General features: G+C 58.8%; 24 protein-coding genes and 1 riboswitch. Of the genes, 21 read left to right on the top strand and 3 right to left on the bottom strand.

The annotated features are described in order from the left end of the window. Nucleotides 1–58: 58 nt before the first annotated feature. The 12 genes from dnaJ (at nucleotide 59) to radC (ending at nucleotide 9679) form a co-directional block, all read left to right on the top strand. A complete protein-coding gene (gene dnaJ / locus J7380_RS11590; RefSeq protein WP_170786125.1) occupies nucleotides 59–1207 on the top strand; it encodes a molecular chaperone DnaJ in 1149 nt (382 codons plus the stop codon). A gap of 173 nt (nucleotides 1208–1380) precedes the next feature. Beyond that, nucleotides 1381–1487: riboswitch (TPP riboswitch) on the top strand. A gap of 46 nt (nucleotides 1488–1533) precedes the next feature. Then, nucleotides 1534–2337, top strand: coding sequence for a bifunctional hydroxymethylpyrimidine kinase/phosphomethylpyrimidine kinase (gene thiD / locus J7380_RS11585; protein WP_209195916.1), 804 nt, complete (start codon nucleotides 1534–1536; stop codon nucleotides 2335–2337). Further along, nucleotides 2334–3311: an FAD-dependent oxidoreductase gene (locus tag J7380_RS11580; protein WP_209195914.1), complete on the top strand. Its 978-nt coding sequence runs from the start codon at nucleotides 2334–2336 to the stop codon at nucleotides 3309–3311. The genes thiD and J7380_RS11580 overlap by 4 nt, the downstream gene beginning before the upstream one ends. Continuing rightward, nucleotides 3295–3489, top strand: coding sequence for a sulfur carrier protein ThiS (thiS, locus tag J7380_RS11575; RefSeq protein ID WP_209195913.1), 195 nt, complete (start codon nucleotides 3295–3297; stop codon nucleotides 3487–3489). Before J7380_RS11580 ends, thiS begins: the two co-directional genes overlap by 17 nt. Before the next feature lie 2 nt (nucleotides 3490–3491). Further along, the gene (locus J7380_RS11570) at nucleotides 3492–4256 is read left to right on the top strand and encodes a thiazole synthase (RefSeq protein ID WP_209195911.1); all 765 of its coding nucleotides are present in this window, start codon (nucleotides 3492–3494) and stop codon (nucleotides 4254–4256) included. Next, nucleotides 4253–4849, top strand: coding sequence for a thiamine phosphate synthase (locus J7380_RS11565; RefSeq protein WP_209195909.1), 597 nt, complete (start codon nucleotides 4253–4255; stop codon nucleotides 4847–4849). The genes J7380_RS11570 and J7380_RS11565 overlap by 4 nt, the downstream gene beginning before the upstream one ends. Beyond that, nucleotides 4846–5811, top strand: coding sequence for a HesA/MoeB/ThiF family protein (locus J7380_RS11560; protein ID WP_209195907.1), 966 nt, complete (start codon nucleotides 4846–4848; stop codon nucleotides 5809–5811). The genes J7380_RS11565 and J7380_RS11560 overlap by 4 nt, the downstream gene beginning before the upstream one ends. Before the next feature lie 17 nt (nucleotides 5812–5828). After that, nucleotides 5829–6764 carry an ABC transporter substrate-binding protein gene (locus J7380_RS11555; RefSeq protein WP_209195905.1) on the top strand — a complete coding sequence of 312 codons (936 nt, stop codon included), beginning with the start codon at nucleotides 5829–5831 and terminating at the stop codon, nucleotides 6762–6764. Further along, nucleotides 6761–7435 (top strand): thiaminase II, encoded by a 675-nt coding sequence (tenA, locus tag J7380_RS11550; protein WP_247742511.1) that lies wholly within the window; start codon nucleotides 6761–6763, stop codon nucleotides 7433–7435. Before J7380_RS11555 ends, tenA begins: the two co-directional genes overlap by 4 nt. Next, nucleotides 7432–8157: an ABC transporter ATP-binding protein gene (locus J7380_RS11545; RefSeq protein WP_209195903.1), complete on the top strand. Its 726-nt coding sequence runs from the start codon at nucleotides 7432–7434 to the stop codon at nucleotides 8155–8157. Before tenA ends, J7380_RS11545 begins: the two co-directional genes overlap by 4 nt. After that, a complete protein-coding gene (locus tag J7380_RS11540) occupies nucleotides 8154–8888 on the top strand; it encodes an ABC transporter permease (RefSeq protein ID WP_209195901.1) in 735 nt (244 codons plus the stop codon). The genes J7380_RS11545 and J7380_RS11540 overlap by 4 nt, the downstream gene beginning before the upstream one ends. Before the next feature lie 35 nt (nucleotides 8889–8923). Then, nucleotides 8924–9679, top strand: coding sequence for a DNA repair protein RadC (radC, locus tag J7380_RS11535; protein ID WP_170355664.1), 756 nt, complete (start codon nucleotides 8924–8926; stop codon nucleotides 9677–9679). A 3-nt stretch (nucleotides 9680–9682) separates the two neighbouring features. Here the strand turns inward: radC and J7380_RS11530 are convergent, their stop codons facing one another. From J7380_RS11530 to secA, 3 genes are all read right to left on the bottom strand, one after another. Continuing rightward, a complete protein-coding gene (locus J7380_RS11530) occupies nucleotides 9683–11239 on the bottom strand; it encodes a phosphate ABC transporter substrate-binding/OmpA family protein (RefSeq protein WP_209195900.1) in 1557 nt (518 codons plus the stop codon). 24 nt (nucleotides 11240–11263) lie between these two features. Next, nucleotides 11264–12184 carry a hypothetical protein gene (locus J7380_RS11525; RefSeq protein WP_209195898.1) on the bottom strand — a complete coding sequence of 307 codons (921 nt, stop codon included), beginning with the start codon at nucleotides 12182–12184 and terminating at the stop codon, nucleotides 11264–11266. A 99-nt stretch (nucleotides 12185–12283) separates the two neighbouring features. Beyond that, nucleotides 12284–15001 carry a preprotein translocase subunit SecA gene (gene secA, locus J7380_RS11520; RefSeq protein ID WP_209195896.1) on the bottom strand — a complete coding sequence of 906 codons (2718 nt, stop codon included), beginning with the start codon at nucleotides 14999–15001 and terminating at the stop codon, nucleotides 12284–12286. 176 nt (nucleotides 15002–15177) lie between these two features. Between secA and J7380_RS11515 the strand changes: the two genes are divergently transcribed. From J7380_RS11515 to J7380_RS11475, 9 genes are all read left to right on the top strand, one after another. Next, nucleotides 15178–16026, top strand: coding sequence for a peptidylprolyl isomerase (locus J7380_RS11515; protein ID WP_209195895.1), 849 nt, complete (start codon nucleotides 15178–15180; stop codon nucleotides 16024–16026). A gap of 5 nt (nucleotides 16027–16031) precedes the next feature. Then, nucleotides 16032–17258 (top strand): bifunctional glutamate N-acetyltransferase/amino-acid acetyltransferase ArgJ, encoded by a 1227-nt coding sequence (gene argJ, locus J7380_RS11510; protein ID WP_209195893.1) that lies wholly within the window; start codon nucleotides 16032–16034, stop codon nucleotides 17256–17258. Next, entirely contained in the window at nucleotides 17255–17653 is a 399-nt protein-coding gene (gene mutT, locus J7380_RS11505; RefSeq protein ID WP_209195891.1) for an 8-oxo-dGTP diphosphatase MutT, read from the top strand. The genes argJ and mutT overlap by 4 nt, the downstream gene beginning before the upstream one ends. Before the next feature lie 79 nt (nucleotides 17654–17732). Next, a complete protein-coding gene (locus tag J7380_RS11500) occupies nucleotides 17733–18101 on the top strand; it encodes a nuclear transport factor 2 family protein (RefSeq protein WP_209195889.1) in 369 nt (122 codons plus the stop codon). 245 nt (nucleotides 18102–18346) lie between these two features. Next, the gene (locus J7380_RS11495) at nucleotides 18347–20290 is read left to right on the top strand and encodes an AMP-binding protein (protein WP_209196084.1); all 1944 of its coding nucleotides are present in this window, start codon (nucleotides 18347–18349) and stop codon (nucleotides 20288–20290) included. Nucleotides 20291–20369: 79 nt separating this feature from the next. Beyond that, nucleotides 20370–21188 carry an ABC transporter ATP-binding protein gene (locus J7380_RS11490; RefSeq protein ID WP_209195887.1) on the top strand — a complete coding sequence of 273 codons (819 nt, stop codon included), beginning with the start codon at nucleotides 20370–20372 and terminating at the stop codon, nucleotides 21186–21188. 29 nt (nucleotides 21189–21217) lie between these two features. Then, complete coding sequence (locus J7380_RS11485; RefSeq protein ID WP_209195885.1) at nucleotides 21218–22204, top strand: branched-chain amino acid ABC transporter permease; 987 nt, start codon at nucleotides 21218–21220, stop codon at nucleotides 22202–22204. 3 nt (nucleotides 22205–22207) lie between these two features. After that, the gene (locus J7380_RS11480; RefSeq protein WP_170355673.1) at nucleotides 22208–22465 is read left to right on the top strand and encodes a hypothetical protein; all 258 of its coding nucleotides are present in this window, start codon (nucleotides 22208–22210) and stop codon (nucleotides 22463–22465) included. Nucleotides 22466–22468: 3 nt separating this feature from the next. Further along, on the top strand, nucleotides 22469–23545 hold the full coding sequence (locus tag J7380_RS11475; RefSeq protein ID WP_209195883.1) for a branched-chain amino acid ABC transporter permease: 1077 nt from the start codon (nucleotides 22469–22471) through the stop codon (nucleotides 23543–23545). Nucleotides 23546–23584: the final 39 nt, after the last annotated feature.

Genomic DNA, 23584 nt, shown 5'->3' with positions numbered 1-23584 from the left:
TGCGGGCCGGTCCGTTCTCCGGGCCGGCCTATTTACGTTGAGGCAGAAGGACATACTGATGTCAAAACGCGACTATTACGATGTGCTCGGCGTAGCCAAGGGCGCATCGGCGGATGAGATCAAAAAAGGTTTTCGCAAGAAAGCCAAAGAACTGCATCCCGACCGCAACAAAGACAACCCGGATGCCGAAGCGCAGTTCAAAGAGGCCAATGAGGCTTATGATGTCTTGCGCGATGCCGAGAAAAAGGCCGCTTATGATCGCTTTGGTCATGCGGCGTTTGAAAATGGCATGGGCGGTGGCGGCCGTCCTGGTGGCGGTTTCGGTCAGGGCGATTTCTCAAGCGCGTTCTCGGACGTGTTCGACGACCTATTCGGCGATTTCATGGGTGGCCAACGTGGCGGAGGCGGTGGACGTCGCGCCGCGCGCGGCTCGGACCTGCGCTATAACCTGCGCGTGACGCTGGAAGAGGCGTTCTCGGGTCTTCAAAAAACCATCAACGTGCCTGCCGCTGTGGCCTGTTCGGCCTGTGACGGCTCCGGTGCGGAAGGTGGCGTAGAACCCACGACCTGCCCCACCTGTTCGGGCATGGGCAAAGTTCGCGCCCAGCAGGGTTTCTTTACGGTAGAGCGCACCTGTCCGACATGTTCGGGTCTGGGTCAGATCATCAAGAACCCCTGTAAATCCTGTGGCGGTGCGGGTCGCGTGGAAAAAGAACGCGCCCTGTCGGTCAATATTCCGGCTGGTGTCGAAACCGGTACGCGCATTCGCCTGGCGGGCGAGGGTGAGGCTGGAATGCGGGGTGGCCCTCCGGGCGATCTGTACATTTTTGTCGAGGTATCGGACCACAAGCTGTTCGAACGTGACAGCGTGAACCTCTATTGTCGCGTGCCGGTCAGCATGGCCAAAGCAGCGCTGGGCGGTTCGATCGAAGTCCCCACCATCGACGGCGGGCGCGGTCGCGTGCAAATCCCGGCAGGTAGCCAGTCTGGTCGTCAAATGCGCTTGCGCGGTAAAGGTATGCCGGCTTTGCGCGGCGGAGGTGTAGGCGACATGTTCATTGAACTTGCAGTGGAAACGCCGGTGAATCTGACAAGCCGTCAGAAGGAGCTGTTGAAAGAGTTCGACGACTTAGGTGAAGACAACCACCCAGAGTCCAAAAGCTTTTTCTCATCCGTCAAATCTTTCTGGGATGGAATGAAGGGCTGAAAAGCCGGGTAGGGGGCTCTGCCCCCGCCGCCCGTTCCGGGCGACTCCCCCGGGATATTTTTAGACAGATGAAGCACGGAATCCGCTCTTCAACTGGCCATAAATATCCCGGAGCGCGAGGCAGAGCCTCGCAAAATCCTCTTGATTATTTCTCGCGTGCCTGAAATGTTCCGCACCAACCGTTGGGGTGCCTCATACAAGGGGCTGAGAGGTGCTATTGCATCAACCCATCGAACCTGATCCGGGCAATACCGGCGGAGGGAACGGTCGCCAAATTATGGACGTTTTCTACGCCACGATTGCCCAAGATTATCTGGAGCAACGATATGTCGTCTATTGCCTTAACGATAGCGGGTTCGGACAGTGGAGGGGGAGCCGGCATTCAAGCCGACCTCAAGGCCATGTCTGCTCTTGGGGCGTATGGCGCCAGCGTGATCACGGCGATCACGGCGCAGAACACGCGGGCAGTGACGGCTGTTCACGGTGTTCCGTTGGATGTGATTGCAGCACAAATTGAGGCCGTGCTTAGCGATCTGGATGTCGGGGCGATCAAGATCGGGATGCTGGCAACTCCAGAAATAATCCGAACCGTGGCTGACCGTATCACCGGGTTCGGCGGTCCGATTGTGCTCGACCCGGTCATGATCGCCAAATCGGGTGATTCCTTGCTGGCTGAGGACGCGGTGCAGACATTGCGTGACGTGTTGGTGCCGTGTGCTTCAGTCCTGACGCCGAACTTGCCCGAGGCCGCATGTTTACTGGGCTTGTCGGACGCGGAGACTACAGAACAGATGATCGAACAGGGGCTTGCGCTATGCGGCCTTGGGGCTCAGACCGTATTGATGAAGGGGGGGCATGGAAGGGGTGACGTCTGTCATGATCTTTTGATAGATCGGACGGGCTTGATCGCTGAATTCTCGGCCCCCCGCCGTCAAACCAAAAATACGCATGGCACCGGGTGCACGTTGTCTTCTTCGGTTGCGGCGGGATTGGCGAAGGGGTTGTCAGTTCCCGACGCAGTCGCGCAGGCGCACGAATACCTGCAGGGCGCGATTGCACAAGCAGATCGTTTGAACATTGGGCATGGTCATGGGCCGGTGCATCATTTCCATCAGGTTTGGCCTGCGTGACGATCTGGTCGGTCATAGGTTCAGGCGTGGCTGGTCTGGCTGTGGCCAGTGAAATGGTCTCGCGCGGGGCACAAGTGCAGGTTTTTGATCCCGGCGGGCCACCCGGAGCGCATGGTTGTTCTTGGTGGGCCGGTGGGATGCTGGCCCCATGGTGCGAGTATGAAAATGCTGAAGAGCCAGTGATGCGTTTGGGGCAGACCGCGTTGGATTGGTGGGCCGCGCGGACTCAGGTGCAGCGGTGTGGGACGTTGGTTGTGGCCAATCCGCGTGACCTGCCTGACTTGCGGCGATTTGCGCGCAGGACGGAAGCATTCGTCGAAGTCGATCAATCTGAAATCGCTGAGTTAGAGCCTGATTTACATGATTTCACCAAGGGTCTGCACTTTGCGCAAGAGGCACATCTTGATCCGCGTCAAGCGCTGCATGACCTGTATCGTCACTTACAGGATCAGGGCGTTGTGTTTCACCGCAAACTCGCGCCTTCGCGGTTGGAAAACGCGATTGACTGCCGGGGGCTGCACGCGCGCGAGGTCTTGTATGATCTGCGAGGTGTGAAGGGTGAGATGTTGGTGATCCGCTGCCCCGAGGTCACTCTGACCCGGCCGGTGCGGTTGCTGCATCCCCGGATGCCACTTTACATCGTTCCGCGTGGTGATGGCGTCTACATGCTGGGTGCGACGATGATCGAGAGCGAGGACAGCAGCCGCATCACCGCGCGGTCTATGCTGGAACTGCTCAGCGCCGCTTATGCGTTGAATCCGGCCTTCGGCGAGGCCGAGGTGCTGGAGATTGGTGTCGATCTACGTCCTGCTTTCCCGGACAACCTGCCGCGCATTCGGCGATTGGGGCATACGATCTATGCCAACGGCCTTTACCGCCACGGCTATCTACTGGCCCCGGCGCTGGCGCAGGGCGTGGCCGATCTGGCGCTTGAAAACAAACATTCGGAGATGGTCGATGAAGATCGTGCTTAATGGCGAGACCCGAGAAATAACGGCTCTGACGCTGGCGGAAATGTTGGTTGAATGCGGATTCTCGGGCCGGGTCGCAACGGCGGTGAACGAGGAATTCGTGCCATCAAGCCTGCGCATCGCGCATAAACTGGCCGACGGCGACCGGGTCGAGGTCGTCGCGCCGATGCAGGGGGGCTGAGGATGAAGACGTTCTACGGCACCGAATTGCCGAATCCTCTGATGCTGGGAACGGCGCAATATCCAAGCCCCGCCATTCTGGAGCAGGCGTTTCGCGAAAGCGCGGCCGGGGTGGCCACCGTGTCGCTGCGGCGCGAATCCGGGGCCGGTCAGACCTTTTGGCAGATGATCCGCGATCTGGACGTGCATGTTCTGCCAAACACCGCCGGGTGTCACACGGTCAAAGAGGCTGTGACCACCGCCCATATGGCGCGCGAAGTGTTCGATACCAAATGGATCAAGCTGGAACTGATCGGCCACACGGACAGCCTGCAACCGGATGTGTTCCAACTGGTCGAGGCCGCGCGCATTCTGACCGAGGATGGGTTTCAGGTTTTTCCCTACACAACCGACGATCTGATTGTGGGCGAACGCTTGCTGGCCGCAGGGTGTGAGGTGCTGATGCCCTGGGGCGCGCCGATTGGGTCGGGGCGCGGATTGAACAACGAATATGCTTTGCGGGCGATGCGGGCGGAATTCCCGGATGTGCCGTTGGTGATTGATGCTGGCATTGGCCTGCCCAGCCACGCCGCGCGCGCGATGGAGCTGGGTTATGACGCCGTTTTGCTGAACACCGCAGTTGCACGGGCGGGCGATCCGGCGGCGATGGCACGGGCCATGATGCAGGCGACCCTTGCCGGGCAACTGGCCCATCAGGCCGACCCGATTGATGCGCGCGATATGGCCGAACCCTCGACCCCCGTGATCGGAAAGGCGTTTCTGTCATGAGCCTCGACCGGTTTTACCCGATCTTTGATCACTCGGACTGGCTGCGGCGGATGCTGCCATTGGGTGTCAAACTGGTGCAGCTGCGCGTCAAGGATCAGCCCCTTGCAGTGGTGCGCGAACAGATTGCCCTGTCATGCGATCTGTGCCGCCAGCATGGCGCGGTGCTTGTGGTCAACGACTATTGGCAGGCCGCGATTGATCTGGGGTGTGACTGGATTCACCTGGGGCAGGAGGATCTGGACGACGCCGATCTGAAAGCCATCCGCAAGGCGGGCCTCAAGCTGGGTGTCTCCACACACGATGATGATGAGCTTGAACGGGTGCTGGCCATGGACCCGGATTATGTCGCTCTGGGTCCGGTCTATCCGACCATCCTGAAAAAGATGAAATGGCATCAGCAGGGCTTGCCACGTGTCACCGAATGGAAGGCGCGGGTGGGCGATATCCCTCTGGTCGGGATCGGCGGGATGAGCGTCGAACGTGCGCCGGGTGTGCTGCAGGCGGGCGCGGATATCGTCTCGGTCGTGACAGATATCACCCTGAAGACGGACCCCGAAGCGCGCGTTCGCGAATGGATCGAGGTCACGCGATGAGCCGCTACGCCCGCCAAACCATCCTGCCTGAGGTGGGGGCAGAGGGACAGGCGCGTCTGTCCTCGGCGCATGTGTTGGTTGTGGGGGCAGGAGGGCTAGCGGCTCCGGTCCTGCCCTTGTTGGCCGGGGCTGGGGTCGGGCGGATCACGGTGATGGACGGGGATACAGTCGATCTGTCCAACCTGCATCGCCAGACTTTGTTTACGCAGGCGGATTGTGGGCGCCCCAAGGCTGATGTGGCGGCTGAGCGCTGCCGGAGCTTGAATGATGAGATTGACGTTGAGGCGCTGAAACAGGTTCTAACAAACGAAAATGCGCCCAATATGGTCGCGCAGGCTGATGTGATCCTGGATTGTGCGGATAGCTATGCGGCCAGCTATATCCTGTCCGATACTTGTTTGGCGCAGGGCAAGCCGCTGATCAGCGCCTCGGTGCTGGGGCTATCGGGCTATGTTGGTGGGTTCTGCGGAGGGGCGCCCTCGCTGCGCGCAGTGTTCCCTGACGCGCCTGATAGCGTGGCCAGCTGCGCTACGGCCGGCGTTTTAGGTCCGGTTGTTGGAACAATTGGCGCGATGCAGGCGCAGATGGCGCTGAACCTGATCCTTGGGATCGCGCCCTCGCCCTTGGGGCAGATGGTTCAATACGACGCCCGCACCCTGCGCACCAGCGCCTTCCGGTTCGACACCGCGACCGAGCCCAATAGTTGTTTTCGGTTCGTCTCGGCCAGCCAACTCAGCCCGGATGACCAGATTGTTGAACTCCGCGATGAGGCCGAAGCCGCACTCCCAGCGCATCCGAACGCGCAGCGTATTGCGCCTGATAGATTGCAAGAAATAGACCCTAAACAAGGTAAAAGACTGGCCCTTTGCTGCGCCTCCGGCCTGCGGGCATGGCGCGCCGCTGAACAGATTCAACCGAATTGGCCGGGCGAGATTGTGCTCGTCGCGGCCTCGACCTCGTAAAGAAGGATACGCGAGATATGAAAAAGCTGATCACCGCCATTGCCCTGCTGGCCGCGGCACCTGCCTGGGCCGAGGACAAGATGACCGTTCTGCTGGACTGGTTCATCAATCCCGACCATGGCCCCATCATCGTGGCGCAGGAAAATGGCTATTTCGCCGAGCAGGGGCTTGACGTTGAAATCGTCCCGCCCGCCGATCCTTCTGCCCCGCCGCGTCTGGTGGCAGCAGGTCAAGCTGAACTGGCGGTTTCGTACCAGCCGCAGCTGCACCTCCAAATCCACGAAGGGCTGCCGCTAAAACGTGTCGGCACGCTGGTTGCGACCCCGCTGAACTGCCTGCTGGTGCTGGAGGACGGTCCGATCAAATCCTTAGCCGACCTGAAGGGGAAAAAGATCGGCTTCTCGGTCGCGGGCGTGGAAGAGGCCATTCTGACCGCCATGCTGAACGCCCATGATGTGGCGCTGGACGATATCGAATTGATCAACGTGAACTTCTCGCTGTCGCCATCGCTGATGACCGGGCAGGTGGATGCGGTGATCGGCGCGTTCCGCAATTTCGAACTGAACCAAATGGATATCGAAGGTGTCGCGGGTCGCTGCTTTTACATCGAGGAAGAAGGCGTACCGCCCTATGATGAGCTGATCTACGTGGCCAACCCCGAAACCATGGATGCCGACATGATCGCGCGTTTTCTGGCCGCGACCGAGAAAGCCACGCAGTACATCGTCAACAACCCCGAAAAAAGCTGGGAGATTTTCGCGGCCACCTCGCCCGAGCTGCAGGATGAGCTGAACGCCCGTGCATGGGTCGACACGCTGCCCCGCTTTGCCTTGCGTCCGGCTGGTTTTGACGCTGGTCGGTACGCGCGGTTCGAGGCGTTTCTGAAAGACAGCGGCATGATCGACAGTACCAACCCGGTCAGTGACATCACCATTGACGTAACCGCGCAATGAGCGGCTACGGCAAAGCCTTCGCGCTGATGCGCGATGCGGCGCAAGACCCGTGGCGGGATTATACCCGCCACGCCTTTGTCGAAGGGATGAAGGACGGCACGCTGCCGCGTGAGGCGTTCCTGCACTATCTGCGGCAGGATTACGTGTTCCTGATCCATTTCAGCCGCGCCTGGGCGCTGGCCGTGGTGAAATCGGAAACGCATTCGGAAATGCTGACGGCAGTGGGCACGGTTAATGCTCTGGTCGCCGAAGAAATGCAGCTGCATATCGGCATCTGCGAAGCGGCCGGGATTTCGCAGGAGGAGCTGTTCGCGACCCCCGAGCGGGCCGAGAATCTGGCCTATACGCGGTTCGTGCTAGAGGCCGGGTATAGTGGAGACTTGCTCGACTTGCTGGCGGCCCTTGCGCCTTGCGTGATGGGTTATGGTGAGATCGGCACGCGGCTGGCTGCTGAGGCGACATCCGAGACCTATCGCGATTGGATCAACACCTATGCCGGTGAGGACTACCAAGGCGCATGTCAAGCGGTCGGAGAATTGCTGGATCAGGCTCTAACGCGGCGTATTGGGGCAGATTTCGAAGCCTCACCGCGTTGGGATCGACTGTGTCAGACCTTCCGTACTGCGACCGAGCTTGAGGTCAATTTCTGGCAAATGGGCCTGACCCCGTGACCCAAGCGCCTGATCTGACCATCAGTGGCTCGGCCACAATCGACGGCGCGCCCTTGTTCGCGCCGTTGACCCTGACCCTTGGGGCGGGGCAGTGGACTTGTCTGTTGGGCGGATCGGGTGTGGGGAAAACCACCGTTCTGCGCTTGATTGCTGGATTGGAGACGGGCGCGGATTTCAAAGGGCAGATCACAGCCAGCGACACGCAGCCAGTGCCAAGCCGCGTCGCTTACATGGCGCAGGACGACCTGCTGCTGCCTTGGGCGACGGTGGCGCAGAATGTTTCTCTGGGTGCGCGTCTGCGGGGCGAGAAACCTGATCTCGCGCGCCGGGATCGCCTGATCGAACGAATGCGCTTGCAGGATCATCTAACCAAGAAACCCGGCGAATTGTCGGGCGGTCAGCGTCAGCGCGTGGCCTTGGCGCGCACCTTGATGGAGGACCGGCCCATCGTGCTGTTGGATGAGCCGTTCTCGGCCCTCGACGCCCGAACCCGCGCCGATATGCAGGATCTGGCGGCCGAGGCGCTGGCCGGGCGCACCGTGTTGCTGGTGACGCATGATCCCGCCGAAGCCGCGCGTTTGGGTCAATCCATTGTGGTGATGACCGCGCAAGGGTTGACGCCCTGCGAGCCACCTTCGGCCCCGGCCCCGCGCCATGTGGATGACCTGGAAACACTGGAGACTCAGGGCGCGTTGTTGCGGTTGTTGAGAGAGGCGGCATGAAGATTCTGTCCGCTCTTGCCGCAACTGTCTTCGCCGTGGCCGTCTGGCAGGCGATTGTCAGCCTGACGGGCCTGCCGAAATTCATCCTGCCCGGTCCGGCACTGGTGGCCGAGACATGGTGGCAGAACCGCTGGGTGATTGCCGAACATACGTGGATTACAGCGGTAGAGGTGGTGATCGGCTTGGCTTTCGGCACAGCTCTCGGCGTGATCACCGCGCTTCAATTGGCCAATTCGCGGGCAGCGCGTGTGTTGGTGCAGCCGATGCTGGTCTTCACACAGGCGCTGCCGGTCTTTGCGCTAGCCCCGCTGCTGACCCTGTGGCTGGGCTATGGGCTGTGGTCCAAAGTGGCGATGGCGGTCCTGATCATCTATTTCCCCATCACCTCGTCCTTTTTTGACGGGTTGATGCGCACGCCGCCGGGCTATCTGGATCTTGCCCGGACCATGCAGGCCAGCCCGCGCGCGGTGTTGTGGCATATCCGCATTCCGGCGGCGCTGCCCTCGCTGGCCTCGGGGATGCGGCTGGCAGCGGTTTATGCGCCCATTGGGGCCGTGATTGGCGAATGGGTGGGCTCATCCCAGGGCTTGGGCTATCTGATGCTGCTGGCCAATGGGCGCGCCAAGACTGATCTGATGTTTGCCGCAATGCTGACTTTGGGCGTGTTTTCCATCCTGTTGCATATGATCATCCGCCGCGCCACGGCGCGCATGGCAGGTGAAGCGCGTTAACATTTTGGAAACCGATTCGGCGTCAGGGTTGGAACATGACCAAGGACGCCTTTGCCGAAGCCCCGATGCTGTTTGAAACGGATGAAGCGCCCGCGCAGCCGCTGCCAAGTGGTCGATTGCCCTCCTATATCAAAGACCATCGCAAGCGGCTGCGCGAAAGGTTCATGTCGGGCGGGTCCGCCGCAATGCCGGATTATGAGTTGTTGGAACTGGTGCTGTTCCGGTCCATCCCCAGGCAGGACGTGAAACCTCTGGCGCGGGCGCTGATGGATACGTTTGGGGATTTCAACCGCGTGCTGACCGCGCCCGAAGAACGGCTGCGTCAGATCAAGGGCGTGGGTGATACGGTGATCACCGATCTGAAAATCCTTGAGGCTTGCGCCCATCGCATGGCCCGCGCGCGGGTGATGCAACGGCACGTGATCTCGGGCTGGGATGCGTTGCTGGACTATTGTCACACCACAATGGCCCATCGCGAGACCGAGCAGTTCCGGGTGTTCTATCTGGACCGCAAGAACGTGCTGATCGCGGATGAAGAACAAGCCAAGGGCACAGTTGATCATGTGCCGGTCTATCCGCGGGAGGTGGCGAAACGGGCGCTGGAGCTGAACGCCTCGGCGCTTATTCTGGTGCACAACCATCCGTCGGGCGATCCGACGCCCTCGCAGTCGGATATCGACATGACCAACCGGATTCAGGATGCATGTCTGGCGCTTGGCCTGACTCTGCATGACCATCTGATTATCGGAAAATCAAACGAACTGAGTTTTCGTTCGGAAGGTTACTTGTAAAGGCTATTCGACCCACACTTCGACCCGGCGATTGATTTTGCGACCCCATTCAGTGTCGTCACAGGCCATGGGCATCGCCTCGCCAAAGCCATCAACTTCAAGCGTCACGCTGTCTGCGATTTTGGTTTCAACCGCATCAAGCACCGCGTTTCGGACGGTTTTCGCCCTCAGTTCGGCGATCCGGGCGTTTGCGGCGGCGGCGCCGTCTCCGTCACTGAATCCGACAAAGGTCAGTGTTCGCCCATCAAACTTGCCGGATTCCAAAAGCTGGGCCAGATGGAGCAGGTTCGATCTGGATTGTGCGTCCGGTCGGGACGAGCCTGCCTCGAACCGAAACGACAAGGACAAACGGGATCGCGGCCGTAATGTTTCGACCATCCGTTGCAATTCGTCCAGACCGACTTCCGAGGCGCCAGATGCCACAGCGTTTGCCAACCGATCACCCTGCGCGCTAAGAGGCAGCAACTCGGGCGATTGATCCACGAAACCTGCATTCCGGATCACATCCTGAGCTTCGGCACCTTGGATATAGGCCAGAAACTGTCGTCCAATTCGCGGCAACCGACGATTGGGCAGATACAGGAACATTGGCGCGGTCAGAGGGTAATCCTCGGTTTTGATAGATTGCCGCGTGGCTGCCAACGCATGACCACAGCCGCCGGTCAGGGCCAACGCGCGGGCCGCACCGGCCTCGGCCTGGCTGGCGATCCCGATTGCAAACGGATCTTTGGCAACAGCCCGCGCCATTGCAGTGCTGCGTTTGTGTCGGATAACCGTGTCGGCAAGCGTAACGTCTGCGGGTTGCAAAAGCTGTTTTTCAACACCTTGAGTCAAACCTGAGCCAACCTCGGGCATATGAACAGAAATTGGCGCATCGGGACCACCGAGTGCGACCCAGTTGTCGATCTGGCCGGACAGAACCTGAACCAGCTGCCCCAAGGATATCTGTCCCACAGGATTGTCGGTGGCCACGATCGGCACCAGTGCGTCTAATGCAATGACGCGCGCACGTCGACTATGCTGAAGGTCCCCCAGTCCGGCGTCCTGCGCGGCCTCTTGTTCCTGAGAGGTGATCTCACGCAGGGCCATCACGATGTCGGTTTCATTTTCAATGAAATCCGAAAACCCGCGGGCTGTAGTAGCGGGGTCAAAATAAAACCGACCAAGCGGTGCCTCACGATCAGTTGTTTTCAACTCATAGTAAAATCGGCCTGAGGATTCCCGAATAGGCGCAGCCGACAACCCTTCTTGCCGGGCAAAGCCGATGATCAATTCGGGCAAGATTTTTTCCGCCATGACCGATGCACCGGAAAAGCGCAGCTCGGCGACGAAATCCGTGAGGCTGGGGCAGGCAGGCCCGGCACATGTGACGCCTGAGCCGTCTACGGTCAGCTCTCCGAACTGCGTATCCACGCGATAGAATTCACCGTCAAATCCCAACAGGTTACCCACGACCTCGACCTTGCCGTCATGTGAGGTAAGAGAGATATCCTGCGCCGATGCATTCAGGGTATATATCGCCGAAAACAGTGCGGCCACCGCCACACGATAGAAAGTCATCAAAAGCCCGAGCCTGCCTGCGTTTTATTTGGCCGCGATTGTCAGGTCTTCGAGCAGATTATTCAACACCAGAAACTCGCCAGACTGGCCGCAATCAGGCAGAGTCAGCGACAAATCGCGTGACCGCAGACGACGGTCGCCGCGTAACTCCAGCGATTGCAGGGCCAGTTCCTGACCGCAGTTCTCGGCGGTCACTTCGGCCTCGACGGACAGGGCAATCGAACCGGATTGGGCGGATTGGCCAGCCGGGTAGGAATACACCTGAATATTTTTGGCATCGCCCATCCCGGTATGCCCCAGATGTACGACTTTGCCGATTCCCTGGGTTTCAGGATCGGCTGAGACATGCCCCTTGCCGCCATAGCTGGCACCGAATTCCAGAGCATGAATCTGAAGATCGGTCTGCCCTGTCCATTGTAGGGCGACTCGGTTGTAGTGCGCGATCTCTGGAATATGAGTCGTGGCAACCGTTCCTTGTTGATCCTCTGTCGAGATCAGAAAGATCGCGTATTCCGACAAGGCTGGAACAGTTAGGTCTGTCTTGCCGTTCTTGTCAGTCTTTTGGGTGACAGTCAGACCCCTGTGGTGGACATCGATGCGCGAATTGCTGTGGCAGGGGGCAATGACGCTTAGATGTGCGGCGGCACCGGGAACGGCAACCGCGCGTGCGCTGATGGCACAATCGCTGTTGTCCGCGATCGATTGCGGGGTCGTGACCACGCGTCGTTGAGAGTGCGGTTCGCTGGCGTCATTACCGGAAGGAGCCGAGGAGGTCAGAACGATATGCTCAAGCCCGGCGATCCCGACACTCTGATACGAGGCCGAGTTTGCAGCGACCTGCGTGCCTTGCGGCTGCGCAGGTGTTCCATTCTGCATTAAGTAACCGATGGCGAGGGCGCATGCGACTGTTCCCCCGGTGGTCACGTAGTTCTTGATTACAAACAAAACACCCTCCCCAGTTGAAGGAGCGAGTCGGATGTTTAAGCCGAAACACGGCCAATATGTGGCCGTGGCGCGGACTCATTGTGACTGAACCCGGTTAAATCAGGTCAGTCTGCCGTGGCAGTGTTTGAACTTTTTACCCGATCCGCAGGGGCAGCGGTCATTGCGTGACGGGTTACCCCATGTGTTGGGATCGTTTTCATCAAATCCGGGGAGCGGATCGCCTGAGGCTTCGGCCTCGGCCACTGCTTCGGCCTGTTCGGTTGCTTGGTCGACAGCTTGCTGCGCCTGCGCCTGTTGCGCCTGCATCTGTGCCAGCATCTCGCGCTGTTCTTCTTCGGTCAGCGGGCGCACGCGTGACAATTGTTGCGTCACGGTTTCGCGAAGACTGTCCAACATGCTTTCGAACAGCTGGAAGCTCTCGTTCTTGTATTCGTTCAGCGGATCACGCTGGGCATAGCCCCGGAACCCAACGACCGAGCGCAGATGTTCCAGTGTCAGCAGATGCTCGCGCCATTTGCCGTCGATGGTGTTCAGCAGAACCTGCTTTTCGATGTTGCGCATGTTTTCGGGGCCAAAGGCGGCGGCCTTTTGCGCCATCATCTCATCTGCGGCGTTAACTAGACGCTCGCGCACCTGTTCATCGTCCACGCCTTCCTCGGCGGCCCAATCCTGTACGGGCGCGTCGATGGTCAACTTGTCCTTGATCGCCTCATGCAGACCGTCGGTGTCCCACTGATCGGCATAGGTTTTGGGCGGCATGTATTCGTCGATCAGGTCGTCGATCACCTGCTCGCGCATGTCCGAGACGATCTCGGAAAGGTCATCCGCAGACATGATCTCGCGTCGTTGGCTGAACACCACTTTTCGTTGGTCGTTCATCACATCGTCAAACTTCAGGACGTTCTTGCGCATGTCAAAGTTGCGACCTTCGACCTTGGATTGGGCGCGCTCCAGCGACTTGTTCACCCAGGGGTGGACAATCGCTTCGCCCTCTTTCATGCCCAGCGTGGTCAGAACCTTGTCCAACCGCTCAGAGCCGAAAATGCGCATCAGATCGTCTTCGAGGCTGAGGTAGAACACGGTGCGGCCCGGATCGCCTTGACGGCCCGAGCGTCCGCGCAGCTGGTTGTCGATGCGACGGCTTTCGTGACGTTCCGAGGCCATCACGTAAAGACCACCGGCGGCCAGAACCTTTTCCTTCTCAGTGGCGTGGTTCGCTTCTTCGGCGGTGCGCAGCTCGGCTGGGTCGGCCTCGGGGTTTTCGGCCAGTGCCTTCAGCACCTTCATTTCAACATTGCCGCCCAACTGGATGTCGGTTCCGCGACCGGCCATGTTGGTGGCGATGGTCACTGCACCCAGACGGCCCGCATCGGCGACGATCTGCGCCTCTTGTTCATGCTGGCGGGCGTTCAGCACGTTATGTTCGATGCCTTCTTTCTGCAGCATCTGGCTGAGCAGTTCGGATTTCTCGATCGAGGTAGTGCCCAGAAGAACCGGTTGCCCCTTCTCCTGCGCCTCTTTCGTCTGCTCGATCATGGCACCATATTTTTCTATAGCGGTGCGATAGACCTGATCATCTTCATCCACGCGGGCAATCGGCTTGTTGGTCGGCACTTCGACCACGCCCAGACCATAGATTTCTTGGAATTCTTCGGCCTCGGTCAGGGCGGTGCCGGTCATGCCGCCCAGCTTGTCATACAGGCGGAAATAGTTCTGGAAGGTCACGCTGGCCAGCGTCACGTTCTCGGGCTGGATCGGAACGCCTTCTTTGGCTTCGATGGCCTGATGCAGACCCTCGGACAGGCGGCGACCCGCCATCATACGGCCGGTAAACTCGTCGATCAGGACCACGTTATTGTCACGAACAATATAATCCTTGTCGCGCTGAAACAGCTTATGCGCGCGCAGACCCTGGTTCACATGGTGCACCACAGTCGTGCTTTCGGGATCATAAAGCGAATGGCCTTCGGGGATCAGCCCATTGGCGATAAGTTGCTGTTCCAGAAACTCATTGCCCTCATCGGTGAAGGTCACGTTGCGCGATTTTTCGTCCAGCGTGAAATGATCATCGGTCAGCGAAGGGATCAGCGCGTCAATCGCGGTATACAGGTCAGATCGGTCCTGAGACGGCCCTGAGATAATCAGCGGTGTCCGCGCTTCGTCGATCAGGATCGAGTCGACCTCGTCCACAATCGCGAAGTTGTGGTATTTCTGGTAGATCTCGGCAAGGTCCGATTTCATGTTGTCGCGCAGATAATCAAAGCCCAACTCATTGTTGGTGGCATAGGTGATATCGCACCCATAAGCGGCTTTTTTATCGGCGTCAGGTTGCCCCGACCAGATCACGCCGGTTGTCATGCCAACCGCGGCGAACACCTTGCCCATCCATTCCGAGTCGCGCTTGGCCAGGTATTCGTTCACCGTGACCACATGCACGCCCTTGCCGGTCAGTGCGTTCAGATAGGCTGGGAAAGTGGCGACCAGGGTTTTGCCCTCACCCGTCTTCATTTCCGAGATATTGCCTTGATGCAGGAAGGTGCCGCCCATCAGCTGCACGTCAAACGCCCGCAGACCCAGCGCGCGCTTCGCGCCCTCGCGCACATTGGCAAAGGCTTCGGGCAGCAAATTGTCCAGGCTTTCACCATCCAGCGCGCGTTTGCGCAGTTCGGCGGTCTTTTCAATCAGACCTTCATCGGTGAGCTTTTCGTACTCGGGCTCCAGTGCGTTGATCTTTTCGATCAGGGGGCGGGTCGCCTTGATCTTGCGGTCGTTCGGTGTTCCGAACACCTTTTTGGCGAGCGTTCCGAGTCCCAGCATGTTCACTCCAGCGGATCTGTTCTTGTCTTGGTTGCGACAGGCTTGCCCACCTTGCGCGCAACCCATAGATACGGGGGGTGAAAGGCGGCCCTGTCCAAGGCTTCAAAGCGATGTAAGCGGCAGGTTCCACAGTGTCAACGCTGCGCCCCGTCGCGGCAAAGAAATAGGATGATTCCATGCCCAAAGGCCTCACTTTTCTGCCATCGCTGGCCCTGACCGCCATGATGGCCCTGCCGCTGGCCGCCGAAACCAAGCCTGACGCCAGTACCGTAGTCGCCCGCGTGAACGGAGATGAGATCACTTTGGGTCACGTTATTGCCACTGTAGCGACCCTTCCGGCGAATTATCAGCAAATTGAAGACGACGTCTTGTATGACTTCATCATCGAACAGTTGATCCAGCAGCAGCTGTTGGGTCAGCAACAGGACGAGCTGACCAAGCTGAACGCGCTGGCGCTGGCGAATGAAACCCGCTCGTTGCTGGCTGTTCAGACTGTGAACGCTTTGATCGGCGATCTGGTCACCGACGAGGCGATTCAGTCCGCCTATGACGCACGGTTTGCCGAATTCGAAGGTGAAGATGAGTTCAACGCCAGCCATATACTTGTCGAAACCGAAGAAGAAGCCAACGAGATCAAGTCGCAACTGGATGACGGTGCGGATTTCGCGGAACTCGCCAAAGAAAAATCGACCGGTCCCTCTGGCCCGAATGGGGGCGAGCTGGGTTGGTTCGGAAAAGGGCGGATGGTTCCGGAATTCGAGACAGCCGTCATAGGATTGGACAAAGAACAAGTTTCTGATCCGGTGCAGACTCAGTTCGGTTGGCACGTGATCATCCTGAACGACAAACGCAAAACCGAAGCACCCGAGTTGGACGCTGTGCGGGAAGAACTGGCTCAGACCTTGCAGAACGAAGCGATTCAGGCCCGCATTGATGAGCTGACGCAAAGCGCTCAGATCGACCGCCCTGAAATCGAGGGCATGACCCCCGGTATCGTTCGTCAGCTGGACCTGATTCAGGAGTAAGCCCGTTGGCCACGATTACCAAAGTGTCCCCGCTGGCTCCGGCGGCATTTCCCGACCTGCCCGCGATTGATGGCGTGCGCTTTGCCACCGTTGAGGCTGGCGTGCGCTACCAGGGGCGCACCGATGTGATGCTGGCGGTGCTGGACCCCGGCACCTCGGTGGCGGGGGTGTTTACGCGATCCGCCACCCGCGCAGCCCCGGTGCTGGATTGTCAGGACAAGATCGGCGGGGCCAGCGATGGCCCGGCGGCCATTCTCGTGAACTCGGGCAATGCCAATGCGTTCACCGGGCATTACGGTCAGACCTCGGTGGCCGAAGTTACGCAGGCCGTGTCCAAAGCCACCGGCGTCGCGGTCGAGCGGGTGTTCACCTCGTCGACCGGCGTGATTGGCGAACCGCTGCCCCATGAAAAGATCGTGTCACATCTTGAGGCGCTTAAGGCGGGCCTCAGTCGTCACGCGATCGAAGACGCCGCGCGGGCGATCATGACGACCGACACCTTCCCTAAGGGGACGTCTGCGCAGGTTGAGATTGATGGCAAAACAGTCTCTATTGCGGGGATTGCCAAGGGCTCAGGCATGATCGCGCCGGATATGGCGACGATGTTGGTCTATATCTTTACCGACGCGCAGGTCGAACAATCGGCGCTGCAGTCGATGCTGGGCGCGCAGACGGATCGCACCTTCAACTGCATCACGGTGGACAGCGATACCTCGACCTCGGACACGCTGCTGCTGTGCGCCACGGGGGCCTCGGGTGTGGATGCCACCGGCAACGCGGCGTTTGCGCAGGCGCTTGAAACTGTGATGCTGGAGCTTGCGCAGCAGGTGGTGCGCGACGGTGAAGGCGCCACGAAATTCGTAGAAATTCGTGTGACTGGCGCCGCCTCGGATGCCGACGCCAAGGTACATGGGCTGGCGATTGCCAACTCACCGCTGGTGAAAACAGCGATTGCGGGCGAAGACCCGAACTGGGGTCGCGTGGTCATGGCTATCGGCAAATCCGGAGCAGCCGCCGACCGCGACCTGCTGAGTATCTCTTTCGGTGACATCCTTGTGGCCGAGAAAGGCTGGGTCAGCCCCGATTACCGCGAGGAAGATGCCGCCGCCTACATGAAAGGTCAGGATTTGGTGATCACGGTCGATCTAGGGCTGGGCGAGGGCGCATCCACCGTCTGGACCTGCGATCTGACCCACGGATATATCGAAATCAACGCGGATTATCGTTCATGAAGACCGTTTTGGTGTCGGCCGTCGCGCTGATCGACGTCGAAGGCCGGGTGCTGTTGGCGCAGCGCCCCGAAGGTAAATCCATGGCCGGTCTGTGGGAGTTCCCGGGCGGCAAGGTCGAATCCGGCGAAACCCCCGAGGTCGCCCTGATCCGCGAGTTGGAGGAGGAACTGGGCATCAACACCTGGGCCTCCTGCCTTGCGCCCCTGACCTTCGCCAGCCACAGCTATGACGATTTCCATCTGTTGATGCCGTTGTTTGCATGCCGCAAGTGGGAGGGGATTCCGCAGTCCAAGGAAGGGCAGGCGCTGAAATGGGTGCGCGCGAATGAACTGCGGAATTATCCGATGCCTGCGGCAGACGTGCCGTTGATCCCGATTTTACGGGATTGGTTGTAGCACCAACTGTTCATGCAGTTGTAATGGCTAGGATTTCGGCTGATATTCGTCCCTAACATTATTTTGGACGAACGATTTGATGAAGCTATCAATTGAAGACAAGGCTGCACTCGAACAATTAGAAGAATCCTTGTGGACAGCTGAAACCCGTTTCGATCCAAAACTAATGGATCAGACTTTTGATATTTATTTTGTGGAGTTTGGTCGATCTGGTCGCCGCTATGAGAAAAGCGATATGCTTATGGATGCGAATTCAGATACTTCAATCGGAGCGACGCTTCCTCTTTCCGACTACTCGGTAGAGTTGGTTGCACCTGATGTAGCCTTGGCAACCTACACAAGTGAGTTAAGGCAAGGTGATAGCTGTGAACGTGCTCGCCGCTCATCATTATGGATAAAAGTTGAGGGTTGCTGGAGACTTCGCTTTCACCAAGGAACGCCCTGCTAGGTGTGGGTGCTTCCGCCAATTGTGCGTATTGCACGTTCCGTACAAGGCGAAACACGTCCCTCGTCTCTGTTACAATTCGTAAGAATTGAGAAAACATCAGGCAAAACTTGACGCTGATCGTTCTCATGTCTCTTAATCGGGGCATTGGCGTTCGGGCATGACCCGGACCCGCCAGTTCCGGCCCGGGGAGGGGTCGGATGGGGAGGAGAAAAAGATTGGCTCAGACGCAGTCGGGCGCGGAGGGGATGGTATCTCTTCCGGCGCTGTTACATCGCAATGCGACGCAGTTCGGGGATGCCCCGGCCTATCGGGAAAAGGAATTCGGGATCTGGCAATGCTGGAGCTGGGCCGAGGCCGCCGCTGAAATCCGCAAGCTGGCGTTGGGGTTTCTGGAAATCGGCGTTGAACAGGGCGACCACATTGCCGTCATAGGCCGCAATCGCCCGGCGCATTACTGGTCGATGGTCGCCGCGCAGATGGTGGGGGCGGTGCCGGTGCCGCTGTATCAGGACTCGGTCGCGGAAGAGATGGCCTATGTTCTGGAACACTGCGGTGCGAAGTTCGTCGTCTGTGGCGATCAGGAGCAGGTCGACAAGGTCATCGAGATTCAGCAGGGGCTGCATCAGGTCAAGCATATCCTCTACACCGACAAAAGGGGCATGCGGAAATACGACCACTCCCAGATGAACGCACTGGACGACATCATGGCCGAGGGCAGCGCCGGTCACGCGCGGTTTGACGCGGAACTGGACAAGCGCATCGCGGCGATCACCTATGACGATACCTGCGTGATGCTCTATACCTCAGGCACGACGGGCAAGCCCAAGGGTGTGGTTCTGTCGAATCGCAATGTGATCGAAAGCGCCAAGAACTCGGCCGAGTTCGACCATCTGACCCGCAACGAAGATATTCTGTCCTACCTGCCGATGGCCTGGGTGGGCGATTTCATCTTTTCCATCGGTCAGGCCTATTGGTGCGGGTTCTGCGTGAACTGCCCCGAAAGCGCCGACACGATGATGACCGACCTGCGCGAGATCGGGCCGACCTATTTCTTTGCCCCGCCGCGCGTGTTTGAGACGCAGTTGACCAATGTGATGATCCGGATGGAGGATGCGGGCAAGCTGAAGAAGCGCATGTTCCGTCACTTCATGGATCACGCCAAAAAAGTCGGCGGCCTTCTGCTGGACGGAAAACCGGTCGGCGCCATGGACCGGATGAAATACGCGCTGGGCAATATGCTGGTTTACGGTCCGCTCAAAGATACTCTGGGCTATGGGCGATTCCGCGTCGGCTATACGGCGGGTGAGGCGATCGGGCCTGAGATTTTTGATTTCTACCGCTCGTTGGGGATCAATCTGAAGCAGCTATATGGTCAGACCGAGGCGACCGTTTTCATCACTGTGCAGCCTGATGGCGAGGTGCGCGCGGATACGGTTGGTGTGCCCGCGCCGGATGTCGAGTTGAAGATCGATGACAAGGGCGAGATTCATTATCGCTCGCCGGGTGTGTTTGTCGAGTATTACAATAACCCGGACTCGACTGCCTCGACCAAGGATGCCGAGGGTTGGGTGGCTACGGGCGATGCCGGGTTCATCGAGGAAGGGTCCGGCCATCTGCGGATCATCGACCGTGCCAAGGACGTGGGCAAAATGGCCGACGGGTCGATGTTTGCGCCGAAATATGTCGAGAACAAGCTGAAGTTCTATCCCGATATTCTGGAGGTTGTACTGTTTGGTAACGGCAAGGATCGTTGCGTGGCCTTTATCAATATCGACCTGACGGCGGTGGGTAACTGGGCCGAGCGCAACAATGTGGCCTATGGATCCTATCAGGAACTGACCAGTCATCCCCGCGTGCTAGAGACGATCAAGTCGCATGTGGAAGAGGTCAACAAGTCGGTTGCCGCAGATGAGATGCTGTCGGGCTGCCAGGTGCATCGCTTTGTGGTTCTGCACAAAGAGTTGGATGCCGATGATGGTGAGATGACCCGGACCCGCAAGGTGCGCCGCAGGTTTGTGGAAGAGAAATTCCAAGACATCATTGATGCGCTTTATGACGGATCGCCAAGTGTGTCGACCACGACCGAAGTGACCTATGAGGACGGGCGGAAGGGGTCGATCTCGGCCACGCTGGAAATCGTCGACGCTCCGGTTGTTGCTGCGGCCTCGCACAAGGTTGCGGCGGAATGAGGGCCGTTCGAGCGCCGCTCGACCTTGCGGTCATCGCCCCGCCCGCCGTCCCGTTTTTTCGCAGCTCAGGGAGGGTCTGATGCTGGATAGTTCCGATGGATATGTCACCGAAGACGGCCGCAAGATCGGCGGTGTGGTGATGGAGATGAAGAACATCACCCTGCGCTTTGGCGGTGTGGTGGCGATCAAAGATATCTCGTTCGACATTCGCGAGGGTGAGATCCGGGCCATCATCGGGCCGAATGGGGCGGGCAAGTCCTCTATGTTGAACGTGATCTCGGGGTTCTATGTGCCGCAGGAAGGTGAGGTTTGGTTTCACGGATCAAAGCGCCCGCAGATGCGACCCTTTGAGGTGGCGCAGCAGGGCATCGCGCGGACGTTCCAGAACATTGCTCTGTTCGAAGGCATGAGCGTTTTGGACAATGTGATGACCGGGCGTTTGGGCTTCATGAAGACCAACATTTTCCAGCAGGCGTGGTGGAAGGGCAAAGCCGAGGCGGAAGAGACGGAAAACCGCGAGGCGGTCGAGAAGATCATCGATTTCCTGGAAATCCAGCACATCCGCAAAACACCTGTGTCCCGCCTGCCGTACGGGCTGAAGAAACGGGTCGAACTGGCGCGGGCCTTGGCAGCGGAGCCCAAGCTGCTGCTGCTGGATGAACCGATGGCGGGCATGAACGTTGAAGAGAAAGAGGACATGAGCCGCTTTGTTCTGGACGTGAATGATGAGTTTGGCACCACGATTGCGCTGATCGAACACGACATGGGTGTTGTGATGGATCTGAGCGACCGCGTGGTGGTGATGGATTATGGCCGCAAGATCGGTGACGGCACACCCGATGAGGTGCGCAACAATCAAGAGGTCATCGACGCCTATCTGGGGGTGAGCCATGACTAGACATCTGACAGACATGAGAGGGGGCGGACATGCCTGATCAGTTGGTATTCGCGATGGAGGTCATCCTGAATGGCCTGATGGCCGGGGTCCTTTATGCTCTGGTCGCGCTGGGCTTTGTGCTGATCTACAAGGCTTCGGGGATTTTCAACTATGCTCAAGGGGTTATGGCGCTGTTTGCGGCGATGACTCTGGTGGGCATCATGAACGGGCAGGTGCCGTTTGCGCATCTGATCAACGCCACCTTCGGCACGCATATCCATCACTTCGGCTGGAACGTGCCTGCGCTGCTGGCGATTATTCTGACTATGGCGGTGATGGTGTTGCTGGCCTGGGCGGTGCAGCGCTTTGTGATGCGCCATCTGGTGGGGCAGGAGCCGATCATTCTGTTCATGGCAACGATCGGCCTGGCTTATCTGCTGGAAGGTGTAGCCGATCTGATGTGGGGCTCTGAAATCAAGACGCTGGATGTGGGCCTGCCGCAGGGCATCAACCTGTGGATTGATGAGAGCACGTTCAACATCTTTGGCTACGGCTTCTTCATCGACAATCTGGACATTGTTGCAACCGTGATCGCGGCATTGCTGGTGGCGGCGCTGGTGGCGTTCAGCCAGTACACCAAGCAAGGGCGTGCGATGCGCGCGGTGGCCGATGACCATCAGGCGGCGCTGTCGGTCGGGATCTCGTTGAACTTCATCTGGGTGATGGTCTGGTCAGTGGCCGGTTTTGTGGCCCTTGTCGCGGGCATTATGTGGGGCACGAAATCGGGCGTTCAGTTCTCGCTGAGCCTGATCGCGCTCAAGGCGCTACCGGTTCTGATGTTGGGCGGCTTCACCTCGATCCCCGGCGCCATCGTTGGCGGCCTGATCATTGGTGTGGGCGAAAAACTGTTTGAGTTTGCCATCGGTCCGATGGTGGGCGGGGCGACCGAGAACTGGTTTGCCTATGTGCTGGCGCTGATCTTCCTGGTTTTCCGGCCGCAGGGTCTGTTCGGCGAAAAGATCATCGAGAGGGTGTAGGGCATGACCAAACTGATCGCCATCACCAATGTCATTGCCTGGGCCGGGTTCTGGGCGTTTGGATATATCGCTCTGACGTCGGACGACCTGTCGGACGGGCAAGTGACAATCGCAGCTATTCTGGCTTTTGCCGGTCTGGTCATGGGTGTTCTGGCCTATTTGAAACTTGTGCGCGCGTCAGAGGCGAGCGGCTACGCCAAGGGATCGAACCAACTGGATGCTGCGGCCCGGAACCGGGCGCAGGAACAATGGGGAAAGTAAGACATGTTCTATCGTGAGGCAGGGGACTTCAAAGTCTCTTACGTGGATGACAGCCAGACCTTTCCGATCAAGTTCGACCGGTATCGGTACTATGTGGTGCTGGCGGTGGCGTTTGGGATCATCCCGTTTATCATCAACGACTATTGGGCAAATGCGCTGCTGCTGCCGTTTCTGATCTATGCGATTGCGGCGATCGGACTGAACATTCTGGTGGGCTATTGCGGGCAGGTTTCGCTGGGCACCGGCGGGTTCATGGCTGTAGGGGCCTATGCTTGCTATAAGCTGATGACGGCCTTCCCGGATGTCAGCATGTTCATCCATGTCATCCTTGCCGGAGGTATCACCGCGTTGGTCGGTGTGCTGTTTGGCCTTCCAAGCCTTAGGATCAAAGGGTTCTATCTGGCCGTGGCAACGCTGGCAGCGCAGTTCTTCCTTGTCTGGCTGTTTAACCGCGTGCCGTGGTTTTACAACTACTCAGCCTCGGGCCAGATCAACGCGCCCGAACGGGATGTGTTTGGCATCATCATCACAGGTCCGAATGCACCAGCCTGGGCCACCTACCTGTTTTGCCTGATCTTCCTGACAGTCTGTGCCGTGATTGCCCGTAACCTGACGCGCGGTACCACTGGGCGAAAATGGATGGCGATCCGCGATATGGACATCGCTGCCGAGATCATCGGCGTGAACCCCCTGCGGGCAAAGTTGACAGCCTTTGCCGTCAGTTCGTTCTTTGTGGGCGTCTCGGGTGCGCTGTTCTTTGCGGTCTATCTGGGCGCGGTCGAGGTCGGCGAAGTGTTTGGCATCCAGAAATCGTTCCTGGTGCTGTTCATGATCATTATCGGCGGGCTGGGCTCGATCTTCGGGTCTTTCGCGGGGGCTGCGTTCCTTGTTCTGCTGCCAGTTGTGCTGAAGGTCGTCGGTGCGGACATGCTGGGTTGGCCCACCGATATCGTGGCGCATTTGAATCTCGTCATCGTGGGCGGACTGATCATCATGTTCCTGATCCTTGAACCACATGGTCTGGCGCAACTGTGGCGCGTGGCGAAAGAAAAACTGAGACTCTGGCCATTCCCGCACTAGCGGGTCGGCCCAATCACATAACGGGTGGTACACGCCCGA

The organism is Ruegeria sp. R8_1 (genome assembly GCF_017743815.1).
Classification (GTDB): domain Bacteria; phylum Pseudomonadota; class Alphaproteobacteria; order Rhodobacterales; family Rhodobacteraceae; genus Ruegeria; species Ruegeria lacuscaerulensis_A.
The sequence above is the reverse complement of the archived record's forward strand: the minus strand, read 5'-3'. Positions and strand labels throughout refer to the sequence as shown.